Source organism: Dyella sp. 01N448, assembly GCF_056399225.1.
In genome coordinates this window covers 1-17,679 of sequence record NZ_JBFTQX010000009.1, presented here as the reverse complement: position 1 = coordinate 17,679, position 17,679 = coordinate 1, and the positions used below count along the sequence as shown (strand labels likewise).

Here is a 17,679-nt window from a genome sequence, read left to right as displayed (position 1 = left end):
AAGGAATGGCGGTTATTCCCAAGGCGGCCCGGAAAGGAGCGGTTAACGCCAGTTGTGTGCTGGCTGGCGCTTGAACCGCCTGGCGCGCTGGCGCGCCCTCTCAATCCAGACGGGGCAAATCCAGGCGCCGTCCCGCTTGCTGCAAGACATGGGTGGCATGCGCATGCAGGGCAAGGTCCAACCGATTTGCAGCCATGAATTGGTCGTGGAGATCCTGTCCTAGTAGCTGTTTCAGCGCCTCGACGCGCTCTTCGGTGGATGCTCGGCCACCGGTCGTGCAGTTCTCTCGGCATGGCATCAAGACCAGTTTCGGCATTTGCGGCCCGTACAACGCCTGATAGGTTTGGATGGAAAGGTCGAACTGTTCGACGACGCCCACAACCCCCCAGGACGAGATCAGGGCGCGTGCTTGTTCCAGATCCTCCGGCAGCGCTCTGGCGTCGAGGATGTGGTCACACCGCCAGGAGGCATCGGACAAGTGCACTACCTGATAATCCCGTATCACGATGCTGCCCGGCTCCTTGCGCAGCGCCCAGCGGATATATCCATCGAAACCCGTGGCCAGCGCGACATCAGAGAAAGGTTGCGAGGGACATTGCCTGGTAAACCGGTAGACGGAGTAAGCCCGCAGCAACGGGTGGCGGATAAACGCGATCGGCAGACAGTTTGGGGTGGGTACCGGGGGACGCGCCAGGTGACTGGATACCGCAGCCAGCTGCGGATTGGCCTGAAGGTGCGCGGCCAGCTGTTCGCTCGACTGGATGGCATGAGCGTGAGGCCCCTCGTAGGCACCCCAGCATTCGCCAAACGAATGGCGTAGGCACTCGTCGATGCTGGTGCCTGCGTTCTTGAATATGTGGTAGTGAACCAGCACGGGCGAAGCACGCATGCCGTCAGTTTAGCGACGGCTTCCGCGTAATCAAAGCGTAACATTTGGCGTAGGGATTCTACGATCAATAGTTAAGATATTGTAATTATCGTAAATAAAACCATTTCACAGAATCGAGACCCAGAGCCCGCCAGCAGGGCTTTAATGAATGATCACGGCCTCGGGCCCTACGTTGCCGCAGGCATGACAGGTAAGATGTAGAACTTTCGGTTCGGGCGGGACAGAAGCTTAAAACTATGGCTACAAAGACCAGAGCAGGATCAAAACAGTCGAAGTTTGGATTGGGAACCCTGGCGATACACGCAGGGCAACATCCTGACCCGACGACTGGCGCGATCATGACGCCCATCTACGCCACCTCCACCTACGTTCAGGAGAGCCCCGGCAAGCACAAGGGGTATGAGTACTCCCGGACCCAGAATCCCACGCGCATGGCTTATGAGCGGTGCGTGGCGGAACTGGAAGGCGGCAAAGCCGGTTTTGCATTTGGATCGGGCCTGGCCGCAGCCGCCACCGTACTGGACATGCTCGATTCGGGTAGCCATGTCATTGCGATGGATGATCTCTACGGCGGTACTTACCGGCTGTTTGAGCGTGTTCGTCGTCGCTCGGCGGGGCTCGATTTCACCTTTGTGGACTTGAACGATGCGTCGGCCCTGAAGGCTGCGCTGAAGCCCAATACACGCATGATCTGGGCCGAAACGCCCACCAATCCCATGCTCAAGCTGGTCGATCTCGCCAAATTGGCTGCATTCGCCAAGAAGCATGGCCTGCTGCTCGTGGTGGACAACACCTTCTGCTCGCCCATGCTCCAGCGCCCGCTCGAATACGGGGCCGACCTGGTGCTCCATTCGGCCACCAAGTACTTGAACGGTCATTCGGACATGGTCGGCGGCATCGTGGTGGCGGGAACGCAGGAACTCGCCGAGCAAATGGCCTTTCTGCAAAATTCCGTGGGCGCCGTCTCGGGCCCCTTCGATGCGTTCCTCGCCATGCGTGGTCTCAAGACGCTGCATCTGAGGATGCGCGCCCATTGCGAAAGCGCCATGGAACTCGCGCGGTGGCTCGAAGCTCATCCGGCGATCGAACGGGTTATTTATCCAGGCCTGAAAAGCCACCCCCAGCATCAGCTCGCCAAGCGACAGATGGACGGGTTCGGCGGGATCATCAGTGTGGAAGTGAAGGGCGGCCTGAAGAAGGCTCGCCGGGTGTTGGAGCGATGCAACCTGTTTGCGTTGGCCGAATCGTTGGGTGGTGTTGAGAGCCTGATCGAACATCCGGCCATCATGACCCACGCATCCGTTCCGCTTGCCAATCGCAAGCGATTGGGGATCAGCGACTCCCTCATTCGCCTATCGGTTGGCGTCGAGGACCTGCGTGATCTGCAAAATGAGTTGGCCGCAGCCCTGGCGTAAGCACGTTTCCAGCGCAAGACGCCATGGACGCCGTCCCGCAGCGCCCGGGTTCCAGAAATCCGGGCGATGCACCATCTTTTCAGATCCACTGGATAAGCATGCTTTCACCCTATCGCCTTAGCGACCCAGCCTCCCCGTACAAAGCTTTGCTGCGTCATCTGCCCCTGGTCGTGCAAATGGCCCGGCGTGATGTGATCGGCCGCTATCGCGGGTCCTTCATAGGACTGCTGTGGTCATTCTTCAACCCGCTGCTCATGCTGGGGGTTTATACCCTTGTGTTCGGCCTGATCTTCAAGTCGCGCTGGACGGGGCAGACCACGGGGCAGTTCGAATTCGCTGTCATCCTCTTTGCCGGCCTCAACATCAACACGATGTTTGCGGAATGTGCCAATCGAGCCCCGACCTTGATCGTGGAAAACACCAACTTCGTGAAGAAGGTGGTGTTCCCGCTGGAGACGCTCTCCTGGAGCACACTGGGGTCGGCTCTGTTTCACTTGCTCGTTTCGACGGTGGTCCTGTTGGGGTTTTCTTTGCTTGTGCGCGGCAGCATTCCCTGGACCGCGATACTTTTTCCCCTGGTGGTTCTGCCGTTTATTCCTTTTGTCGCAGGCATGATCTGGCTGCTTAGTTCGCTTGGCGTGTTCTTGCGCGATCTGAAGCAGGCGATCGGCATCATTACCGCGATGCTGATGTTCCTGGCGCCGATCTTCTATCCGCCGGAGTACATCCCGGAGCAGTATCGGAACCTCCTTTATCTCAACCCATTGACCGTCATCGTCGAGGCGTCGCGCGACGTCCTGGTGTGGGGCCATATGCCCTCCTGGTCATTGCTCGGCGGTTACGCCGTGGCGGCATGTGTCTTTGCCTGGTTTGCTTTTGGCTGGTTTGAACGTACGCGCAAGGGGTTTGCCGATGTCCTCTGATAGCCACAACATTTCCGTGGAGTCTCTGGGCAAGAAGTACGATATCTACGCTCGCCCGGCCGATCGCCTCAAGCAAATGATTCTTCCGCGACTGGGTCGCGTGGTGGGTCGCCACGATCTTGCCTACCACAACGAATTCTGGGCATTGCGCGACGTGAGTTTCAGCGTCAGGCGCGGTGAAACGGTTGGCATCATCGGACGCAATGGTTCGGGCAAGTCGACCCTGCTGCAAATGGTCTGCGGTACGTTGACCCCCACCGAAGGCGAGGTGCGCACGAACGGGCGCATTGCCGCCTTGCTCGAGTTGGGCGCCGGCTTCAATCCGGAGTTTACGGGTGAAGAGAACGTCTACCTGAGTGGGCTTCTCTACGGTATTTCGGACGTCAAGTTGCGCGCGCGGTTCGACTCGATCCTGGCCTTTGCCGACATCGGTGATTTCATCCATCAGCCGGTCAAGACGTACTCCAGCGGCATGTACGTGCGCCTTGCGTTCGCCATTGCCGCTCATGTCGATGCGGACACCCTCATCATCGATGAGGCCTTGAGCGTTGGCGACGTCAGGTTTACCCAGAAGTGCATGCGCTTTCTGCGGGACTTCCAAAAGCGGGGCACGCTTTTGTTCGTAAGTCACGATACGGGCGCAGTGACCAATTTGTGCGATCGCGCCATCTGGTTGGACAAGGGACGCCAGCTGATGGACGGCTCTACTCGTGATGTGGTCGAACGGTACCTGGCTGAACAGCATGCTGCCGATCGACTCGCCGGGGGGCAGGCTGTCACCGTCAAGCCAGCTTCTACGTCTGGCGTGAAGTCCATTGGACGCCCGGCAGCGCCATCGATCCCTGAAGACGTCGTGGACGCTCGTCAAGCCGTGCTGCAGGGACAAGAAGGTCTCAACCGCATCAAGGTCTTCGCTTTTGATCCCGAGAACATGGGTAACCAGTTCGGCGCGGGGCAGGCGCGCATTTCAGGTGCGAAGCTCGTTGGCGGCGATGGATCCGATACCCAGCTGTTTACCGGTGGGGAGGTGGTCAGCCTCCAAATTGATGCCGAGGTGAACGCCGACGTAGAGACGCCGATTTTCGGTTTCTACGTGAAGGATCGCCTTGGGCAACGGCTGTTCGGCGACAACAGCTATCTGACCTACAGCAGCACGCCGATGATGGCTCAGGCCGGCACAGTCCTTCGGGCGCAATTCGATTTTCGTATGCCCATTCTTCCCACTGGCGACTACTCGATCGATGTAGCGTTGGCTTCAGGTTCTCAGGACGACCACACCCAGCAGCACTGGATTCATGACGCGCTGACCTTCCGGGCGAGCGAAAGCACCATGAAGCACGGCCTGGTGGGTATACCTATGCATTCGATCAAGATCCAGCGAATCGAGGGTTGAGCTGTGGAATTTACCGGAGAGCGTTTTGTTCCAACCGAAGCCGGGGAGATCAGGCAAGAGCACTTCCATCGCTATGCCTGGTGTTGCCCGTTGGTCAAGGACAAGGTCGTACTGGATATCGCGTGTGGCGAGGGCTATGGCAGCGCCATGCTCAGCCAATACGCGGCGTCGGTGATCGGCGTGGACATCTCGGCCGAAGCCGTCGCGCATGCGCGCGAAGCCTATGGCGAGCGTTCCGGGCTGGAATTCAAGGAAGGAAATGCGGCGGCCATTCCGTTGCCGGATCACTCCGTGGATGTTGTTGTCTCCTTCGAGACGATCGAGCATCACGACAAGCACGAAGAAATGATCACCGAGATCCGCCGTGTACTTCGCCCCGGCGGCTTCCTGGTGATTTCCTCGCCCAATCGCCCCGTATATTCAGACAAGGCCGGCCACCACAACGAGTTCCATGTAAAGGAACTTGATTTCACTGAGTTGGACGTACTGCTGCGCGCGCATTTTCCGCGTGTGCGCTACTACGGGCAGCGCATGACCGTGGCCTCCGCGCTCATGCCGATGGACGATTCGGATGCAAGGCCGGAGATTTCCGCCCTGACCGATACGGGCGACACGGTTGTCGCGCGCACTTCGCAGTTGGTCGACCCGGTGTACTTCATCGCCGTCGCGGCGGCGCAAGACGTGGAACTACCGGAGTCGACGCCATCCGTGTTAATGACGGAAGGCGAGGATCTTTACTTGCGCCATCGTGAGGTAGCTCGTTGGGGGCAGCGCGTAAGCAAGGATTTCGATCAGCTAAACCAAACCTACGCCAGCCTTGTGCAGGAGCACCACGATACGGTTGCCTGGGCACAGGGTCTGGACGCTGAGCTGGGGACATCCCGACGGTTGTATGCCGCACTGGATGAAGACCATCGAAAAATTGGCGCCTGGGCGACATCGCTCAACAAGGAAGTCGAGGATCTCAAGAGCGAGCGAACTGCTCTGGGGCGGCTTTACGAGGAACTGGAGAATCGCGAAGAGGCGGAGCTTGTAGAGCTTTGTAAAGGGCTTGGAGCGATCTCCGACGCCCAGAACAGACTTGCAACGCAGACAAACTCCACTGAAGAACTTTTGCGGCTGCGGCGCGATCGCAAGGCTTCCGAGCTGAGGGCCGCTTCGCTGGAATCCGAACTGGTGGCTTTGCAGACCCAGATGTCGCACGTCCTTGGTTCGCATTCCTGGCGTATCACCCGACCGTTGCGGGCGCTTGCCCGTTTGGGGCGGGGCGACGTGGGTTATTTTCGCGATGTGCTGCAACGCCGGCGAGGTCGCGCTCCGCGCACGGCACCCGCCGTCAACCAGGTGCGACAGGAAAAGACGCCGGCTGAACATATCTCGGGGCTATCTTTTCCGACCTTCCCCAGCCCTCTTGTCAGCATCGTGATTCCTGCTTACGGGCAGCTCGCTTATACGAGTGCCTGTCTTCGCTCGATCATGGAAAATCCACCCAAGGTGCCCTATGAGGTGCTGGTGGTCGAGGATGCTTCCGGCGACGAAGCCATCAAGTGGCTTGGATCGGTTCCTGGCCTTCGCTTTGAGGAAAATCCGACTAATCTCGGTTTCGTTCGCTCGTGCAATCGGGCTTCGACCCTGATCAAGGGCGAATTCCTCTATCTGCTCAATAACGATACGCAAGTCACTCCCGGCTGGCTCGACGCCATGCTCGAGGTGTTCGACACGTTTCCCGACTGCGGCATGGTTGGCTCCAAGCTCGTGTATCCGGACGGCCGCATGCAGGAGGCCGGCGGCATCCTTTGGAGAGACGGTAGCGCGTGGAACTATGGGCGCCTCGATGATCCTTCGCGCAGCATCTACAACTACGTTCGTGAAGCCGATTATTGTTCGGGCGCTTCGATTCTGTTGCGCAACGACCTTTTCCAGGCGCTGGGTCGGTTCGACGAGATCTATGTGCCAGCCTATTGCGAAGATTCAGACCTTGCCTTCAAGGTGCGTGCGCACGGCCTGAAGCTCTACTACCAGCCGAAGTCGGTGGTCATCCATTTCGAAGGCGTTTCGCACGGCACTGACGTGAACTCCGGCATCAAGGCTTATCAGGTCGAGAACCAGAAAAAGTTCTTCAAGAAATGGCAGGCCACGCTTGAGGCAAACCATTTCCCCAATGCCGAACACGTCGAATTGGCCCGTGGACGGACTGGCAAAACCCCTACTTTGCTGATCATCGACCACTACATCCCGCAACCGGACCGCGATGCGGGGTCGCGCACCATGTGGCAGTTCATCAAGACGTTCAGGGACCACGGCGTCGATGTGAAGTTCTGGCCGGAGAATCTCTGGTACGACGCTGCCTACGGCGAAAAGTTGCAGCAGATCGGCGTGGAAGTGATCTACGGCGTGGAGTACCGGAACGGCTTTGCCAAATGGATGCGCGAGAACGGTGAAAGCATCGATTGTGTGCTTGTTAGTCGCCCGCATGTCGCCGGTCCGTTCCTGGAGCCCATTCGTCGTCACAGCAAGGCGAATGTCCTTTACTACGGCCACGACATTCATCATCTGCGCATCGGTGAGCAGCTGAAGATCCAGCCGACTCCCGAATTGCTGAAGGAGCGCGAACGTTTTTCCTCGCTTGAGGAATCGGTCTGGTCAAAGGTCGATACGATCTATTACCCGGCTGATGGCGAAACGGAGTACGTGCAGCGTTGGCTGCAATCGCATGCATTGGAAACGCCTGCCCGTACAGTGCCGGGATATGCCTTCGAATCGTTCCCCGAGCAGCCGGAGAACAATCTTGGCGAGCGCAAGGATCTGATCTTCGTCGCAGGCTTTGCACACTCGCCGAACGTCGACGGTGCCAAGTGGCTGGTGCAGGAGATCCTCCCGCGTATCAAGCAGCGCGTACCGGGCGTGCACCTTTACTTGATTGGTTCCAATCCCACCGACGAGGTGAAGGCGCTTGCCCGTGAGGACATCACCGTCACGGGGTTTGTAAGCGACGAGGAGCTGGATCACCACTACGCGAACGCCAAGGTGGCGGTGGCGCCCCTGCGTTTTGGCGGTGGTCTCAAGGGCAAGGTGATCGAGGCACTGCGCTATGGCGTGCCGTGCGTGACCACGTCGGCCGGCGCTCAGGGCCTGGAGGGAACGTCCCATTTCCTCGCCGCCAGCGATGATGCGGAGATTTTTGCCGATCACGTGGTGTCACTCCTGCGGGATGACCTCCATTGGGTCCAGGTGTCACGTGAGTCGCAACGGTTCGTGAAGAGCCGCTTCTCGGAGAAGGCCCTATGGGATGTCCTGTCCCTTGACGTTCAGTGGCCTGCCGCGAAGATGGCTAATCGCTGACGGATCAAGGAGCGGATGGGCAGTGCCCAACGCTTGAAAACTGAGATGCGCCATGAATATTCTGAATGATTTACAGCAGGTTGACGTGTCTGCCACGCCCGATGGTGTGGCATCCATCAGCCTGAGTGGCCGTTGGGCTGAATTTCCGAGAACGAACCAGGTTGATGCGCCCTGTTGGCACAGGGCTTGTCGCCATGCTGCCAAGGAGGCTACATGACCACACGCGCACGAGCACCACTCAGGCTTGGACTTGCCGGTGGCGGCACTGACGTGTCGCCTTATTGCGATGTTTATGGCGGCAACGTCATGAACGTCACCATCGATCGCTATGCGTACGCCCTGGTGGGTCAGTCGAGCGACAAACAGCTTCGCTTCAACGCCATCGACGTGGACATCCAGGAAGCTTTCGATACGTCCAAAGAGCAGGTCAACACCGACGGCCCCCTCAGGCTCCTGAAGGGTGTCTACTCGCGCGTGTCGCGGGATTTCCTTCGCGGAGAGCAACCGCCGCTCTGTGTCCAGACCTTCTCCGATGCGCCGCCGGGATCGGGCCTTGGATCGTCGTCGACCATGGTTGTCGCATTGCTTCAGGCATTCGTGGAGCATTTCGCGTTGCCGCTTGGCGAGTACGAAGTAGCGCACCTTGCCTACGATATTGAACGCATGGATCTGAGGTTGGCCGGCGGAAAGCAGGACCAGTACGCAGCGACCTTCGGCGGATTCAACTTCATGGAGTTCTACGGGAACGATCGGGTGATCGTTAACCCGCTGCGCGTGAAAGACTGGGTGTGGGCCGAACTCGAGGCCTCGCTGGTGCTGTACTTCACGGGTGTTTCCCGGGCATCGGCCGATATCATCGATCAGCAGTCACGCAATGTGGGCGAGAAAAACCAGACCTCCATTGACGCCATGCACCGCTTGAAGCAAGAAGCCGTCCAGATGAAAGAGTGTGTGCTCAAGGGCGATCTTCGCGGCCTTGCCTCCACGCTGCAGGCGGGCTGGGAAGCCAAGAAGAACACCGCAACGAGCGTAAGCAATCCGTTGATTGACCGGATGGAGAAGCTTGCTTTCGAAAATGGCGCGACCGCAGCCAAAGTTTCCGGTGCGGGAGGCGGTGGATTTATGATGTTCCTGTGCGCACCGGATCAGCGCATCAAGTTGACGCGCGCCCTGCTCAAAGAGGGCGGCAGCGTTCTGGATTTCCACTTCACTCAACAGGGGGCGACCTCGTGGCGAGTCATCTGATCGAAAAAATCGAAGCCGAGTTCGACAAGACCGTGGCGCTGCTGCAGCACATGTCGCGCGACGCGTCGTTGCACGAACTCATCCTCAAGGCCGTCCAGGTGTCGGTCGACGCGCTCAACCAGGGCAACAAGCTGCTGTTCGCGGGCAATGGCGGCAGCGCGGCGGACGCTCAGCATTGGGCGGGGGAGCTTGTCAGTCGCTTCTACTTCGACCGTCCCGGCTTGCCGGCCATCGCATTGACGACGGACACGAGCATTCTTACTGCCATCGGTAACGATTACGGCTACGACTACGTCTTTGCACGTCAGGTCGAAGCGCTGGGTCGCGAGGGCGATGTGCTGTTCGCGATCTCGACTTCGGGCAACTCGAAAAACATCCTTCGCGCCATTCAGGCCGCACGTACTGCCGGCATGCGCGTGATCGGATTCACCGGCCAGGGCGGCGGCGCCATGGCGGAGTTGTGCGACGTCTGCTTCCGTATGCCCTCGGGTGAAACACCCAAGGTGCAGGAGGGGCATGAATTCGTCGGCCACCTGATCTGCGGCCTGATCGAGCACGAGATCTTCGCGCATGCCAAAGGCTGAAGAAGCCATCGTTTTGGTCGGGGGACTCGGCACCCGGCTTCGTGATGTTGTACCCGATCTGCCTAAACCGCTCGCACCCGTGTGCGGACGGCCTTTTCTCGCGTATGTACTCGATCAGTTGGCGGCTAGCGGCATCCGCCGCACGATTCTCGCAACGGGGTATATGGCCGAGAAAGTGGAAAGCGCGATCGGGTCAGCCTGGAAGGGCATGGCCATAGCCTATTCCCATGAAGTGGATCGCTTGGGCACCGGCGGGGCAATACGACTTGCCGCCGGGATGCTGCGTGGTCGGGCCGTGCATGTAGCCAATGGTGATACGTTTCTTCGCTTTGACCCGTCGGCCATGGAACGTGCGGTCGAAGCCAGCGGACGGTTACTGGGCGTCGCGCTGGCGCACGTGGCCGATGTAGGCCGTTATGGGGCTGTCGTTCTGGAAGGTGACCGGCTTTGCTCGTTCCGTGAAAAGGGCGGCAGTGGCGAAGGCTATATCAATGCCGGGAGCTATTACCTCTCCGAGCAGGCCCTGGCCGCTCTTCCGGATGACCAGGCCTATTCCTTCGAAGACTGCGTTCTGCATCCCGAAACCGCCCAGGGTCACGTGACCGGTTTCACTTCCACGGCTGACTTCATCGACATTGGTGTGCCCGAGGACTACGAGCGGGCGCAGACGTTGTTCCGACACTCATGAGCGGCGGCGCTGCTGTGCCACGACCGGGAGTCTATCTGTCCGGTGAGGTTGTCGAAGATAGTTCGCTGAAGCGTCGCAAGGCGCTTTTTCTCGACAGGGACGGCGTTATCAACGTCAACCACGGTTATGTTCACCGGCCGGATCAGACCGAGTGGGTTCCCGGGGTTTTTGACTTCTGCCGACAGGCGCAGGAGGCTGGATTTCTGTGCGTCGTCGTTACCAATCAGGCCGGCATAGCGCGCGGCTACTATTCCGAGTCGACATTCCTCGATTACACGCGATGGATGCATGAGCAATTCGCATCGAGAGGCGTTCCATTGCTGGCCACCTTCTATTGTCCTCACCATCCGACGGCAGGAGTTGGGCAGTGGATGGTGAATTGCGAGTGTCGAAAGCCACAGCCAGGAATGATTCTCGCGGCGGAAGAGCTCTTCAATTTGTCCTTGCCTGATTCGATCCTGGTTGGGGATCAGCCGAGCGACCTGGAGGCCGCGTCTGCCGCGGGCGTCGGACGGGCAGTCATGATTGATGCGAACAGCGCATCCCCCTTTGGCAATGCCTACGCACTCCTGAGCCCGAGCGCCAAGCCTCAGGGTCCATAGCTGCTCTTGTTATGCGCGGGCCACCATGGAGCACGTATTCGCGTGCTACCCGGGGCTGCCTGTTTGAGCGACGACTTATTTTTGAACAGAGGCCATCGGAGACCCGTTGGCACTAGTGGCGGGCGCCTGCGCGAGGCAGTCCACTGTCGAGATCTTCTCAATGGCCAGTAAGCGGCCGTGCTTTCCACTCTCCTTAAGGCGAAAAGTCGTGTTGTTGACGACCCATGCGTCGGTCTGGGCTGAGCCCACTGCGGCCCCTTCAAAGAAGCGCGACCCTTTCGACCTAGGGTTGCTGCTGACCCAGATCGTTACATCCTTGACGCCTGCGGCCCGCGCGTCCCACGTTATCGTCGCGGTCATTCGCCCGTCAGGATGATCGCAGAGTCGCAGGTTGCTCGGACTTAGCTCGAGTTTCACGCCCGGCAGCTCAAAACCTTCAGGCGTGCCATTTAGCAAGCCCGTACCGGGAACTTCCGAACCGCGCGCGTGCCCGGAGTTGCCAGAACAGGCAACGCCCGCAACCGACAGGAGTCCGGCCAGGCAAAGGCCGATCCTCATGGTGAGCCTGCTCTTCGCTCAAGGAGCGGATGTAGCGGCTGAGTGGGCTGCGCCGAAACATCGTAGTTGAGCCACGACAGGAGCAATTGCGAACCAATGATAAGTGGCAGTGCTGCTGCCATGACGACGCCCGGCGCCGTTGGCGTACCGCTCTTGATTCCCTCTACCCAATGCGTGACGCCGTAGACGATGCCTATCAGCATCAGGGGAATGGACAGAAGCAATTCCAGCGAGGCGACGGAAAAATTACGCACGAAGTACGTGTATATCAAGCGTCGCCAGAAATTTCTCATGTTCCCCTTGAAGAATGGGAACAATACTTTGAGTGGGCTAAGGCTGGATGGCTCGTCGTTGTAGACGGCGCGCATCGGCATTTCGCCAACCACAGCCCTTAGCTGGTTGAGGTTGTAAAGCAGGTCAGACTCAAAGAAGTAGCGCTTGGCGAGATGGTCGAGCTCTATCTCCAAGAGCATTTCACGATGAATGGCAGTGAAGCCATTCGTCGGGTCAAACAGTTGCCAGTAACCACTCGAAAGCTTCGTCAGAAAAGACAGGCTGGCATTGCCAACCAATCGAATGGCGGGCATGCCGGACACATCGCTGATGCGATGGAAGCGATTGCCCTTCATGTAGTCGACGGCGCCGCGCGAGATCGTGCGACACAGGCGCGGAATGAGTGCCGGGTCCATTTGCCCGTCGCCATCGATCTTGACGACGATCTTTGCCGGCGTGTGGATTGCGGCCTTGTAGCCAGTCACGGTCGCGCCACCGACCCCTTGATTGACCTCATGCTTGATCACCGTGACGCGTGGGTCACTGCACTCGGTCTCAACCAGCGCGCCAGTATTAATGGGGCATTTGTCATCAACGACAAAGATCCAGCCAACCTCATTGCCGATCTTGGCGATGACGTCGAGCACAAGCCTCCCGACCCGGTAGCAAGGAATGACAACGGCAATCTTTGGTGTCTGAGCGTCCATGAAAGCATCCATACAAATCCACTACCGACGGCACATCCAAGAGTCCCCGCAGGGTCGCTTGGACACCATCATGTCTTTAAGCGAATGGATATTCGCCAACTGGTTACCGGTGCCCAGCCTTTACGAGCGGTACTGATCCCCGTTGTGGCCGCTCCACCTCATAGTGCGACCACGACCGCCTGTCCCAATCCAGGCCCGCTACCTCAATGGGCGGCTGGACCAAGGGCGCTCCGCTGGTGCGCTGAGCTTTACGGCTTGCCCCATTCTTACCGATAGATCCACAGCTTTGAAACCCCAAATCCGAGCCCCGCGAGGAGTACGTCGGCTATTGGCTTGATCAACCACGCAAAGTGCAACCCCTGATTCTTGGCGGCAACCATCACCACTAAAGTGCTCAGCAACGTTGTCACTGTCCACAAGGTCAGGAATCTCGCCAAATGTGCAAAGCGAAGGGTAGTGCTCGGTCCCTTCGAAAACGTCCACTTGCCGTTGAACCAGAACCCCAGCATGGCTCCAGACCCTCGGCCAGCCACGTTCGCAATGCCGCTCTCTATGCCCAGGGCAGAGAGTGAGACAAAGATCGTCCAGTCCACAGCAATCTGTAGCCCTCCAACAATGCCGTAGCTGAAACTTTGTCTAAGCGTCTTCATAGCCTGCGAATTCTAGTGAGAGGTTCGAAATGTGTTGAAGCTCAGCGAGCAGCGATTTCAATGACGTCATCTTGAAGCCTATCGTTTCGCGCGAATCGCATTTACGCTGAAATCTCGGGCGTCGATCAGCGGATGCGATGCGCTATTGCAGTTCAACTTGCAAATGCGCCAAAGGATGCTGTCACCTTCCGTCAATTCGGGCGCTGCTTGCATCCTTTGAAGCGATGACTGCAGGGCTGGTGAGACTGTGCCAGTCGTCAATACGTGGGAAATGCCGGTTCGCTCGAACAGGGCAGCCCAGGCGTTGCCCGACGCGTCCTCGTCAGCGTGTCCGGCGGCGCCCAGAAAGCTCGGGTCGTACCAGGCGCTGCCAAACGCCCGGCCCGCGAAAGGCGCAATAAATGGGCGCCCCGGGTCTGCCAAATACAGTGAGTACCCGGCAGGCCATGCTAGATCAAGGTGTTTGGCAACCAGCAATTCGATTGCGAATTTGCGCTGGATATCCGCCTTGACGACATCCGGCGGCGTATTGATGTTGCTAAGCATGGTCCAGTACAGATCGTCCTCGTATATGTAAACCGAGAGTGGAATAAATAGGATGTTAAGCCACACGACAAAGGTCAGCAGGGCTTGGCCAAATAAATTCAGGCGGGCGCGTTGCCATACGACGAGAGCGATGACGATGAGCGCTGGAAACAGCGGAACAAGATAGCGCGCGTATTGAATGCCGGCGAACGTCCCCAACGCCGCAGCCAGCAATGCAAGCGCGATCCACCTGACTCGAGCTATGCACAGTGCTGCGAGCAGGCATCCGCTCAGGGCGAGCAGGGAGAAGCCTATCGAGCCAGCCGACGCTTCCTGAAAAAGATTGGTGTGGAAGGTCAAGGCCCAGAGCGTGTCCAGGCCAAAGCCGTGATGCCAGCGAGGATCATCGAAATTGCGAAGTGGGGCGTAGGGAGATTTAAAGAAACCGTTGAATAGTGGAAAGAGCGGATTTCCTGTAAGAAGCCACGCGTACGTATGGCTCGATCCGAATATCAGCAGTGCGGGAATGAATCCACGTGCAAGCTGACGAAAGAAAGGTCCAAAGCCAACGTAAGCAAGCGCCACCAAGGCCAGGGGCACTACCAGCAGCGCCTGTGTTGTCTTTAGCGCCAGCGCTAAGCCGGAGATAATGAAGAAAGGAAATAACAAGGCCGCACGGCGTGTATTTGAGATGCGCGCCACAATGGCGGTCAGTGCGACAGTTACCGCGGTAATGGCGGTGTCCGCCTGCATCGTTCCGTGGAGCGCACTGACTGTCGGAAGCGACGCATACAGCGCAATCGCCATCCAGCGGAAGGGCGGAGTCAATCCAAGTTCTCCGCCCAGCGTCCAGATTCCAGCAAGGGACAGACAGAACCAGATCAGATTTGCCGCGCCGCGCGCTTCGTGTCCGGCGAGGATCGCGACGTAACCCTGAACTACATCCGAGGCCCAGGGCGCGGCGCTCCAAACCTGACTGGCAACGTCGATCTTGTAATAGCCAAAAGCCAGCAACTGTTCGGGAATAAAAAGATGCAGGACCAGGTCGTCATACTGGACCGTAGGAGGGCACAACGCCAAGGCCGCCATCGCTATCGCCAGTGCCCCAAGTACTGCGGGCAACGGGGCCGCGCTGACGGCGTCCAGCCATCCACGCCTCGCGCCTCCTGCCACGCCCATCAGACGCTTTCGGCCCAGGAAAACGATTGCGCCAAGGAAGATCAGATAGGTGGAAAAGTAGTGAACCCGGAAAGGAAGCAGCCACCCAGCCACCGCGGCGAGTAGGGCGAGACCGCACAAGGAGGCAACTACCACGTCACCCCATGCGGTGCTTCGGCAAATAACGGATCCAATTACCAAGGATGCGGCCGCCACCAAAAAGGCCGCGAGCAGTGGCGCTATACCGACAAAATGCACCAACAAAAGCAATGCCAGCAGAAGCACTGTGTTGGCTACTGGCCAGTTGGCTACGCGGCTTAGCAGAACGCCCAGTATCAGCATTCCGGTCAATATAAGTAGACCATGAAACGTAACCAGGCCGTCCAATCCCTGGAGCACCTGCGTAAGCCACAGGCCTAAAATAACGGCAATCAATCCGCTCAACGAAAGAGCGCGAACAGACAAAAGCGCCAGCTTATCCGAGTGCTGTCTGAACAAACGTCGATCCCTCTGGTTCCCTGGAATAAATCCGTGCTGCCGGGAGTAAGCACCGGCATGAATTTGCGACCATGAGTATAGTGTTGTAATGGCGGAAAATCACTCGATCGACCGGCCGGGCTCTGCTAGGTTCCGAGAAACTGCTGGCTCGGAAATGAGCGGGGGCGTGTGTTTTGCCTGTAATGGGATGGTAAAAAAATCAGGCTGATTATGCGGCGAGGTCACTGGCTGATCAGTCATCTTTCGCAGGAATGAGTTGAGCGGCTCATCTCACAATGCTGCCTATTGCCAACAGGACGTGGCGTCGCGTATACCCATGGCAATTAGGTGGGTAAGGTCACGTCAGCGTGCCCAGGGTCCGGAGACCGGGCTTCGCGAGCGTCGATGGGATCGGTTGTGACCCGGACGGTGGGTTCGGGGGAAAAATGTTTCTTCTTGGTGGACCAGCATAACGATTGAGGGCGATATGGCTATGGCGCAGTTCCAGCGTTTCCTCCCGGGGATCAGGGCGTTTTTCAAGACGAATCGCGATGGCGCCTTCCCGCCTGCAAGCGCGGCGGAGCCTGCCTTCGATCCTGCGAGCTCCCGGCATGGATACAACGATGACGCCTACGCCAAGAAGATCGAGGCGGAAAAGGAAATCTACAAGGATGTTGAGGACATCAACGTTCTTCCCGAGATCTTTCATTATTGGTCGCATAATTATCTGAGGCCGATGTTCGAAGAGTTCGGCCTTACCAGTTCAGATCAGTTCTTTGCCAAGTACTTCGTCATGAGCGCCACGCGTTGTGGCGACGAATCGCCGGTCTTCCTAAGCGTCGGTGTAGGTAACTGCGACGCAGAAGTTCGCATCGCGAAAATCATGCGCGAAATGGGGCTCACCCGATTCGTCATTCGCTGCCTGGACATCAATCCACACATGCTCAAGCGCGGCCGCGAGATGGCGGAGCGCGAGGGCGTGCTGGAGCATCTGGAGTTTGTGGAAGGGGACTTCAATCGATGGGTGGCGGATGGCCAGTACACGGGCATCATGGCCAATCAATCGCTGCACCACGTATTGAATCTGGAGGGATTGTTCGACCAGGTGAAACTGGCCCTCAAAGACAAAGGCTATTTTGCCGTGCACGACATCATCGGACGAAATGGCCACCAGCGTTGGCCTGAGGCAATGGTGGCAGTGCAGGAATTCTGGAAGGAGCTTCCCCAGTCTTATCGCTATAACCAGCTGCTGCGCAGGCATGAGGAAGAGTACGAGAACTGGGATTGCTCAGATGAGGGCTTCGAAGGGATACGCGCGCAGGATGTGCTGCCACTCCTGCTCGAGCGTTTCGACTTTGAGCTTTTCATCGGTTTCGCGAACGTGGTCGACGTGTTCATCGACAGGACCTTTGGCCACAATTTCGATGCCAATGGAGACTGGGACAAGGCGTTCGTCGACAGGCTGCACTTTTTTGACGAAGAGGGTTTCAGGGCCGGTACGCTGAAGCCAACGCACATGGTTGCTGCGATGACCAAGGAGGCCTGCGAGGAGCGTCATTATTCGCGAGGCATCTCTCCGCGCCAGAGTGTGCGCTTGCCCGATTGACGTGTTTCTTGCTCTTGAAGAGCGATCATGGAGCAGGCAGCCAGAGCCGCAGAGTTCTGGCTGAGCTGCACTGAAGGCGTTGGCAGTGATGCAAGGGCCTCGCGGCGAATCATGCCGAGGCCAGCCGACCAGCCGCGCCCCGCGGCGAGTGCCGCGGCTGCGTGACCCATCCGGATTCCGCTGCTGCGGTGGCAGGGTTAGGCGGACTTCCGCTTCAGCTCTTTATCAAGGCTGAGTGCCCACTTCGCGCGCTCCAGCGATTCATTCTGATAGTAGTACGAGCGCGCGGATTCAAATGCCGCGATATAGAGCAGCTCTGATTCACGCAGAAGTCGCACATTGGCTTCCACGGGCGCGTAGAAGCGGTCGCTGGTGAACTGCTGCTGGCCTTGAGTTGGCTGGAATTCCGCCAGGAACGCGAACGACTTCCCGGGCAGGGGCGTAATGCAGAATCCGAAGGGCTCGAAGATGTGGCGCAAGCCCGTGATGCCGTAGGAGACGATATGCCCGCGCTTGCGGGGATCGAGGTAGCCCGGATCTTCCTGGCGAACGTAGTGCGGCAATCCCGTATTGAACAGCCAGGTGGAGTCCGGCGCGGCGACGGCGGCCAGGCCCTCGGCAAGTTTGCCCAGCATGCGGGGCGT

General features: G+C 58.4%; 15 protein-coding genes. 9 read left to right on the top strand and 6 right to left on the bottom strand.

Annotated features, from left to right (window positions below; all coding sequences use genetic code 11):
* Positions 1 to 100: 100 nt before the first annotated feature.
* Positions 101 to 889 (bottom strand): hypothetical protein, encoded by a 789-nt coding sequence (locus AC1DKY_RS15500; RefSeq protein WP_441604666.1) that lies wholly within the window; start codon positions 887 to 889, stop codon positions 101 to 103.
* A gap of 236 nt (positions 890 to 1,125) precedes the next feature.
* On the opposite strand from AC1DKY_RS15500, the gene AC1DKY_RS15495 reads away from it, so the two are divergent.
* The 8 genes from AC1DKY_RS15495 to AC1DKY_RS15460 all read left to right on the top strand — a co-directional run bounded on the left by AC1DKY_RS15495 (position 1,126) and on the right by AC1DKY_RS15460 (position 11,081).
* A complete protein-coding gene (locus AC1DKY_RS15495) occupies positions 1,126 to 2,304 on the top strand; it encodes a cystathionine gamma-synthase (RefSeq protein ID WP_441604665.1) in 1,179 nt (392 codons plus the stop codon).
* A gap of 23 nt (positions 2,305 to 2,327) precedes the next feature.
* Complete coding sequence (locus AC1DKY_RS15490) at positions 2,328 to 3,227, top strand: ABC transporter permease (RefSeq protein ID WP_441604664.1); 900 nt, start codon at positions 2,328 to 2,330, stop codon at positions 3,225 to 3,227.
* Positions 3,217 to 4,620, top strand: a complete 1,404-nt coding sequence (locus AC1DKY_RS15485) for an ABC transporter ATP-binding protein (protein ID WP_441604663.1) — start codon at positions 3,217 to 3,219, stop codon at positions 4,618 to 4,620. The genes AC1DKY_RS15490 and AC1DKY_RS15485 overlap by 11 nt, the downstream gene beginning before the upstream one ends.
* Before the next feature lie 3 nt (positions 4,621 to 4,623).
* Positions 4,624 to 7,962, top strand: a complete 3,339-nt coding sequence (locus AC1DKY_RS15480) for a glycosyltransferase (protein WP_441604662.1) — start codon at positions 4,624 to 4,626, stop codon at positions 7,960 to 7,962.
* A 213-nt stretch (positions 7,963 to 8,175) separates the two neighbouring features.
* Positions 8,176 to 9,207, top strand: coding sequence for a GHMP family kinase ATP-binding protein (locus AC1DKY_RS15475; protein WP_441604661.1), 1,032 nt, complete (start codon positions 8,176 to 8,178; stop codon positions 9,205 to 9,207).
* Positions 9,192 to 9,791 (top strand): D-sedoheptulose-7-phosphate isomerase, encoded by a 600-nt coding sequence (locus AC1DKY_RS15470; protein WP_441604660.1) that lies wholly within the window; start codon positions 9,192 to 9,194, stop codon positions 9,789 to 9,791. Before AC1DKY_RS15475 ends, AC1DKY_RS15470 begins: the two co-directional genes overlap by 16 nt.
* Positions 9,778 to 10,479, top strand: coding sequence for a nucleotidyltransferase family protein (locus AC1DKY_RS15465; protein WP_441604659.1), 702 nt, complete (start codon positions 9,778 to 9,780; stop codon positions 10,477 to 10,479). Before AC1DKY_RS15470 ends, AC1DKY_RS15465 begins: the two co-directional genes overlap by 14 nt.
* Positions 10,476 to 11,081: a D-glycero-alpha-D-manno-heptose-1,7-bisphosphate 7-phosphatase gene (locus tag AC1DKY_RS15460; protein WP_441604658.1), complete on the top strand. Its 606-nt coding sequence runs from the start codon at positions 10,476 to 10,478 to the stop codon at positions 11,079 to 11,081. The genes AC1DKY_RS15465 and AC1DKY_RS15460 overlap by 4 nt, the downstream gene beginning before the upstream one ends.
* Positions 11,082 to 11,156: 75 nt before the next feature.
* On the opposite strand, the gene AC1DKY_RS15455 is transcribed toward AC1DKY_RS15460, so the two are convergent.
* The 4 genes from AC1DKY_RS15455 to AC1DKY_RS15440 form a co-directional block, all read right to left on the bottom strand.
* On the bottom strand, positions 11,157 to 11,639 hold the full coding sequence (locus AC1DKY_RS15455; RefSeq protein ID WP_441604657.1) for a hypothetical protein: 483 nt from the start codon (positions 11,637 to 11,639) through the stop codon (positions 11,157 to 11,159).
* Positions 11,636 to 12,619 (bottom strand): glycosyltransferase family 2 protein, encoded by a 984-nt coding sequence (locus tag AC1DKY_RS15450; RefSeq protein WP_441604656.1) that lies wholly within the window; start codon positions 12,617 to 12,619, stop codon positions 11,636 to 11,638. Before AC1DKY_RS15450 ends, AC1DKY_RS15455 begins: the two co-directional genes overlap by 4 nt.
* A gap of 266 nt (positions 12,620 to 12,885) precedes the next feature.
* Positions 12,886 to 13,269: a GtrA family protein gene (locus AC1DKY_RS15445; RefSeq protein ID WP_441604655.1), complete on the bottom strand. Its 384-nt coding sequence runs from the start codon at positions 13,267 to 13,269 to the stop codon at positions 12,886 to 12,888.
* 78 nt (positions 13,270 to 13,347) lie between these two features.
* Complete coding sequence (locus AC1DKY_RS15440) at positions 13,348 to 15,450, bottom strand: hypothetical protein (protein WP_441604654.1); 2,103 nt, start codon at positions 15,448 to 15,450, stop codon at positions 13,348 to 13,350.
* Between the two features lie 466 nt (positions 15,451 to 15,916).
* Between AC1DKY_RS15440 and AC1DKY_RS15435 the strand changes: the two genes are divergently transcribed.
* Entirely contained in the window at positions 15,917 to 17,035 is a 1,119-nt protein-coding gene (locus AC1DKY_RS15435) for a class I SAM-dependent methyltransferase (protein ID WP_441604653.1), read from the top strand.
* A 197-nt stretch (positions 17,036 to 17,232) separates the two neighbouring features.
* On the opposite strand, the gene AC1DKY_RS15430 is transcribed toward AC1DKY_RS15435, so the two are convergent.
* Positions 17,233 to 17,679: hypothetical protein (locus AC1DKY_RS15430; protein WP_441604652.1), on the bottom strand; the 447-nt coding region annotated here is incomplete at its 5' end.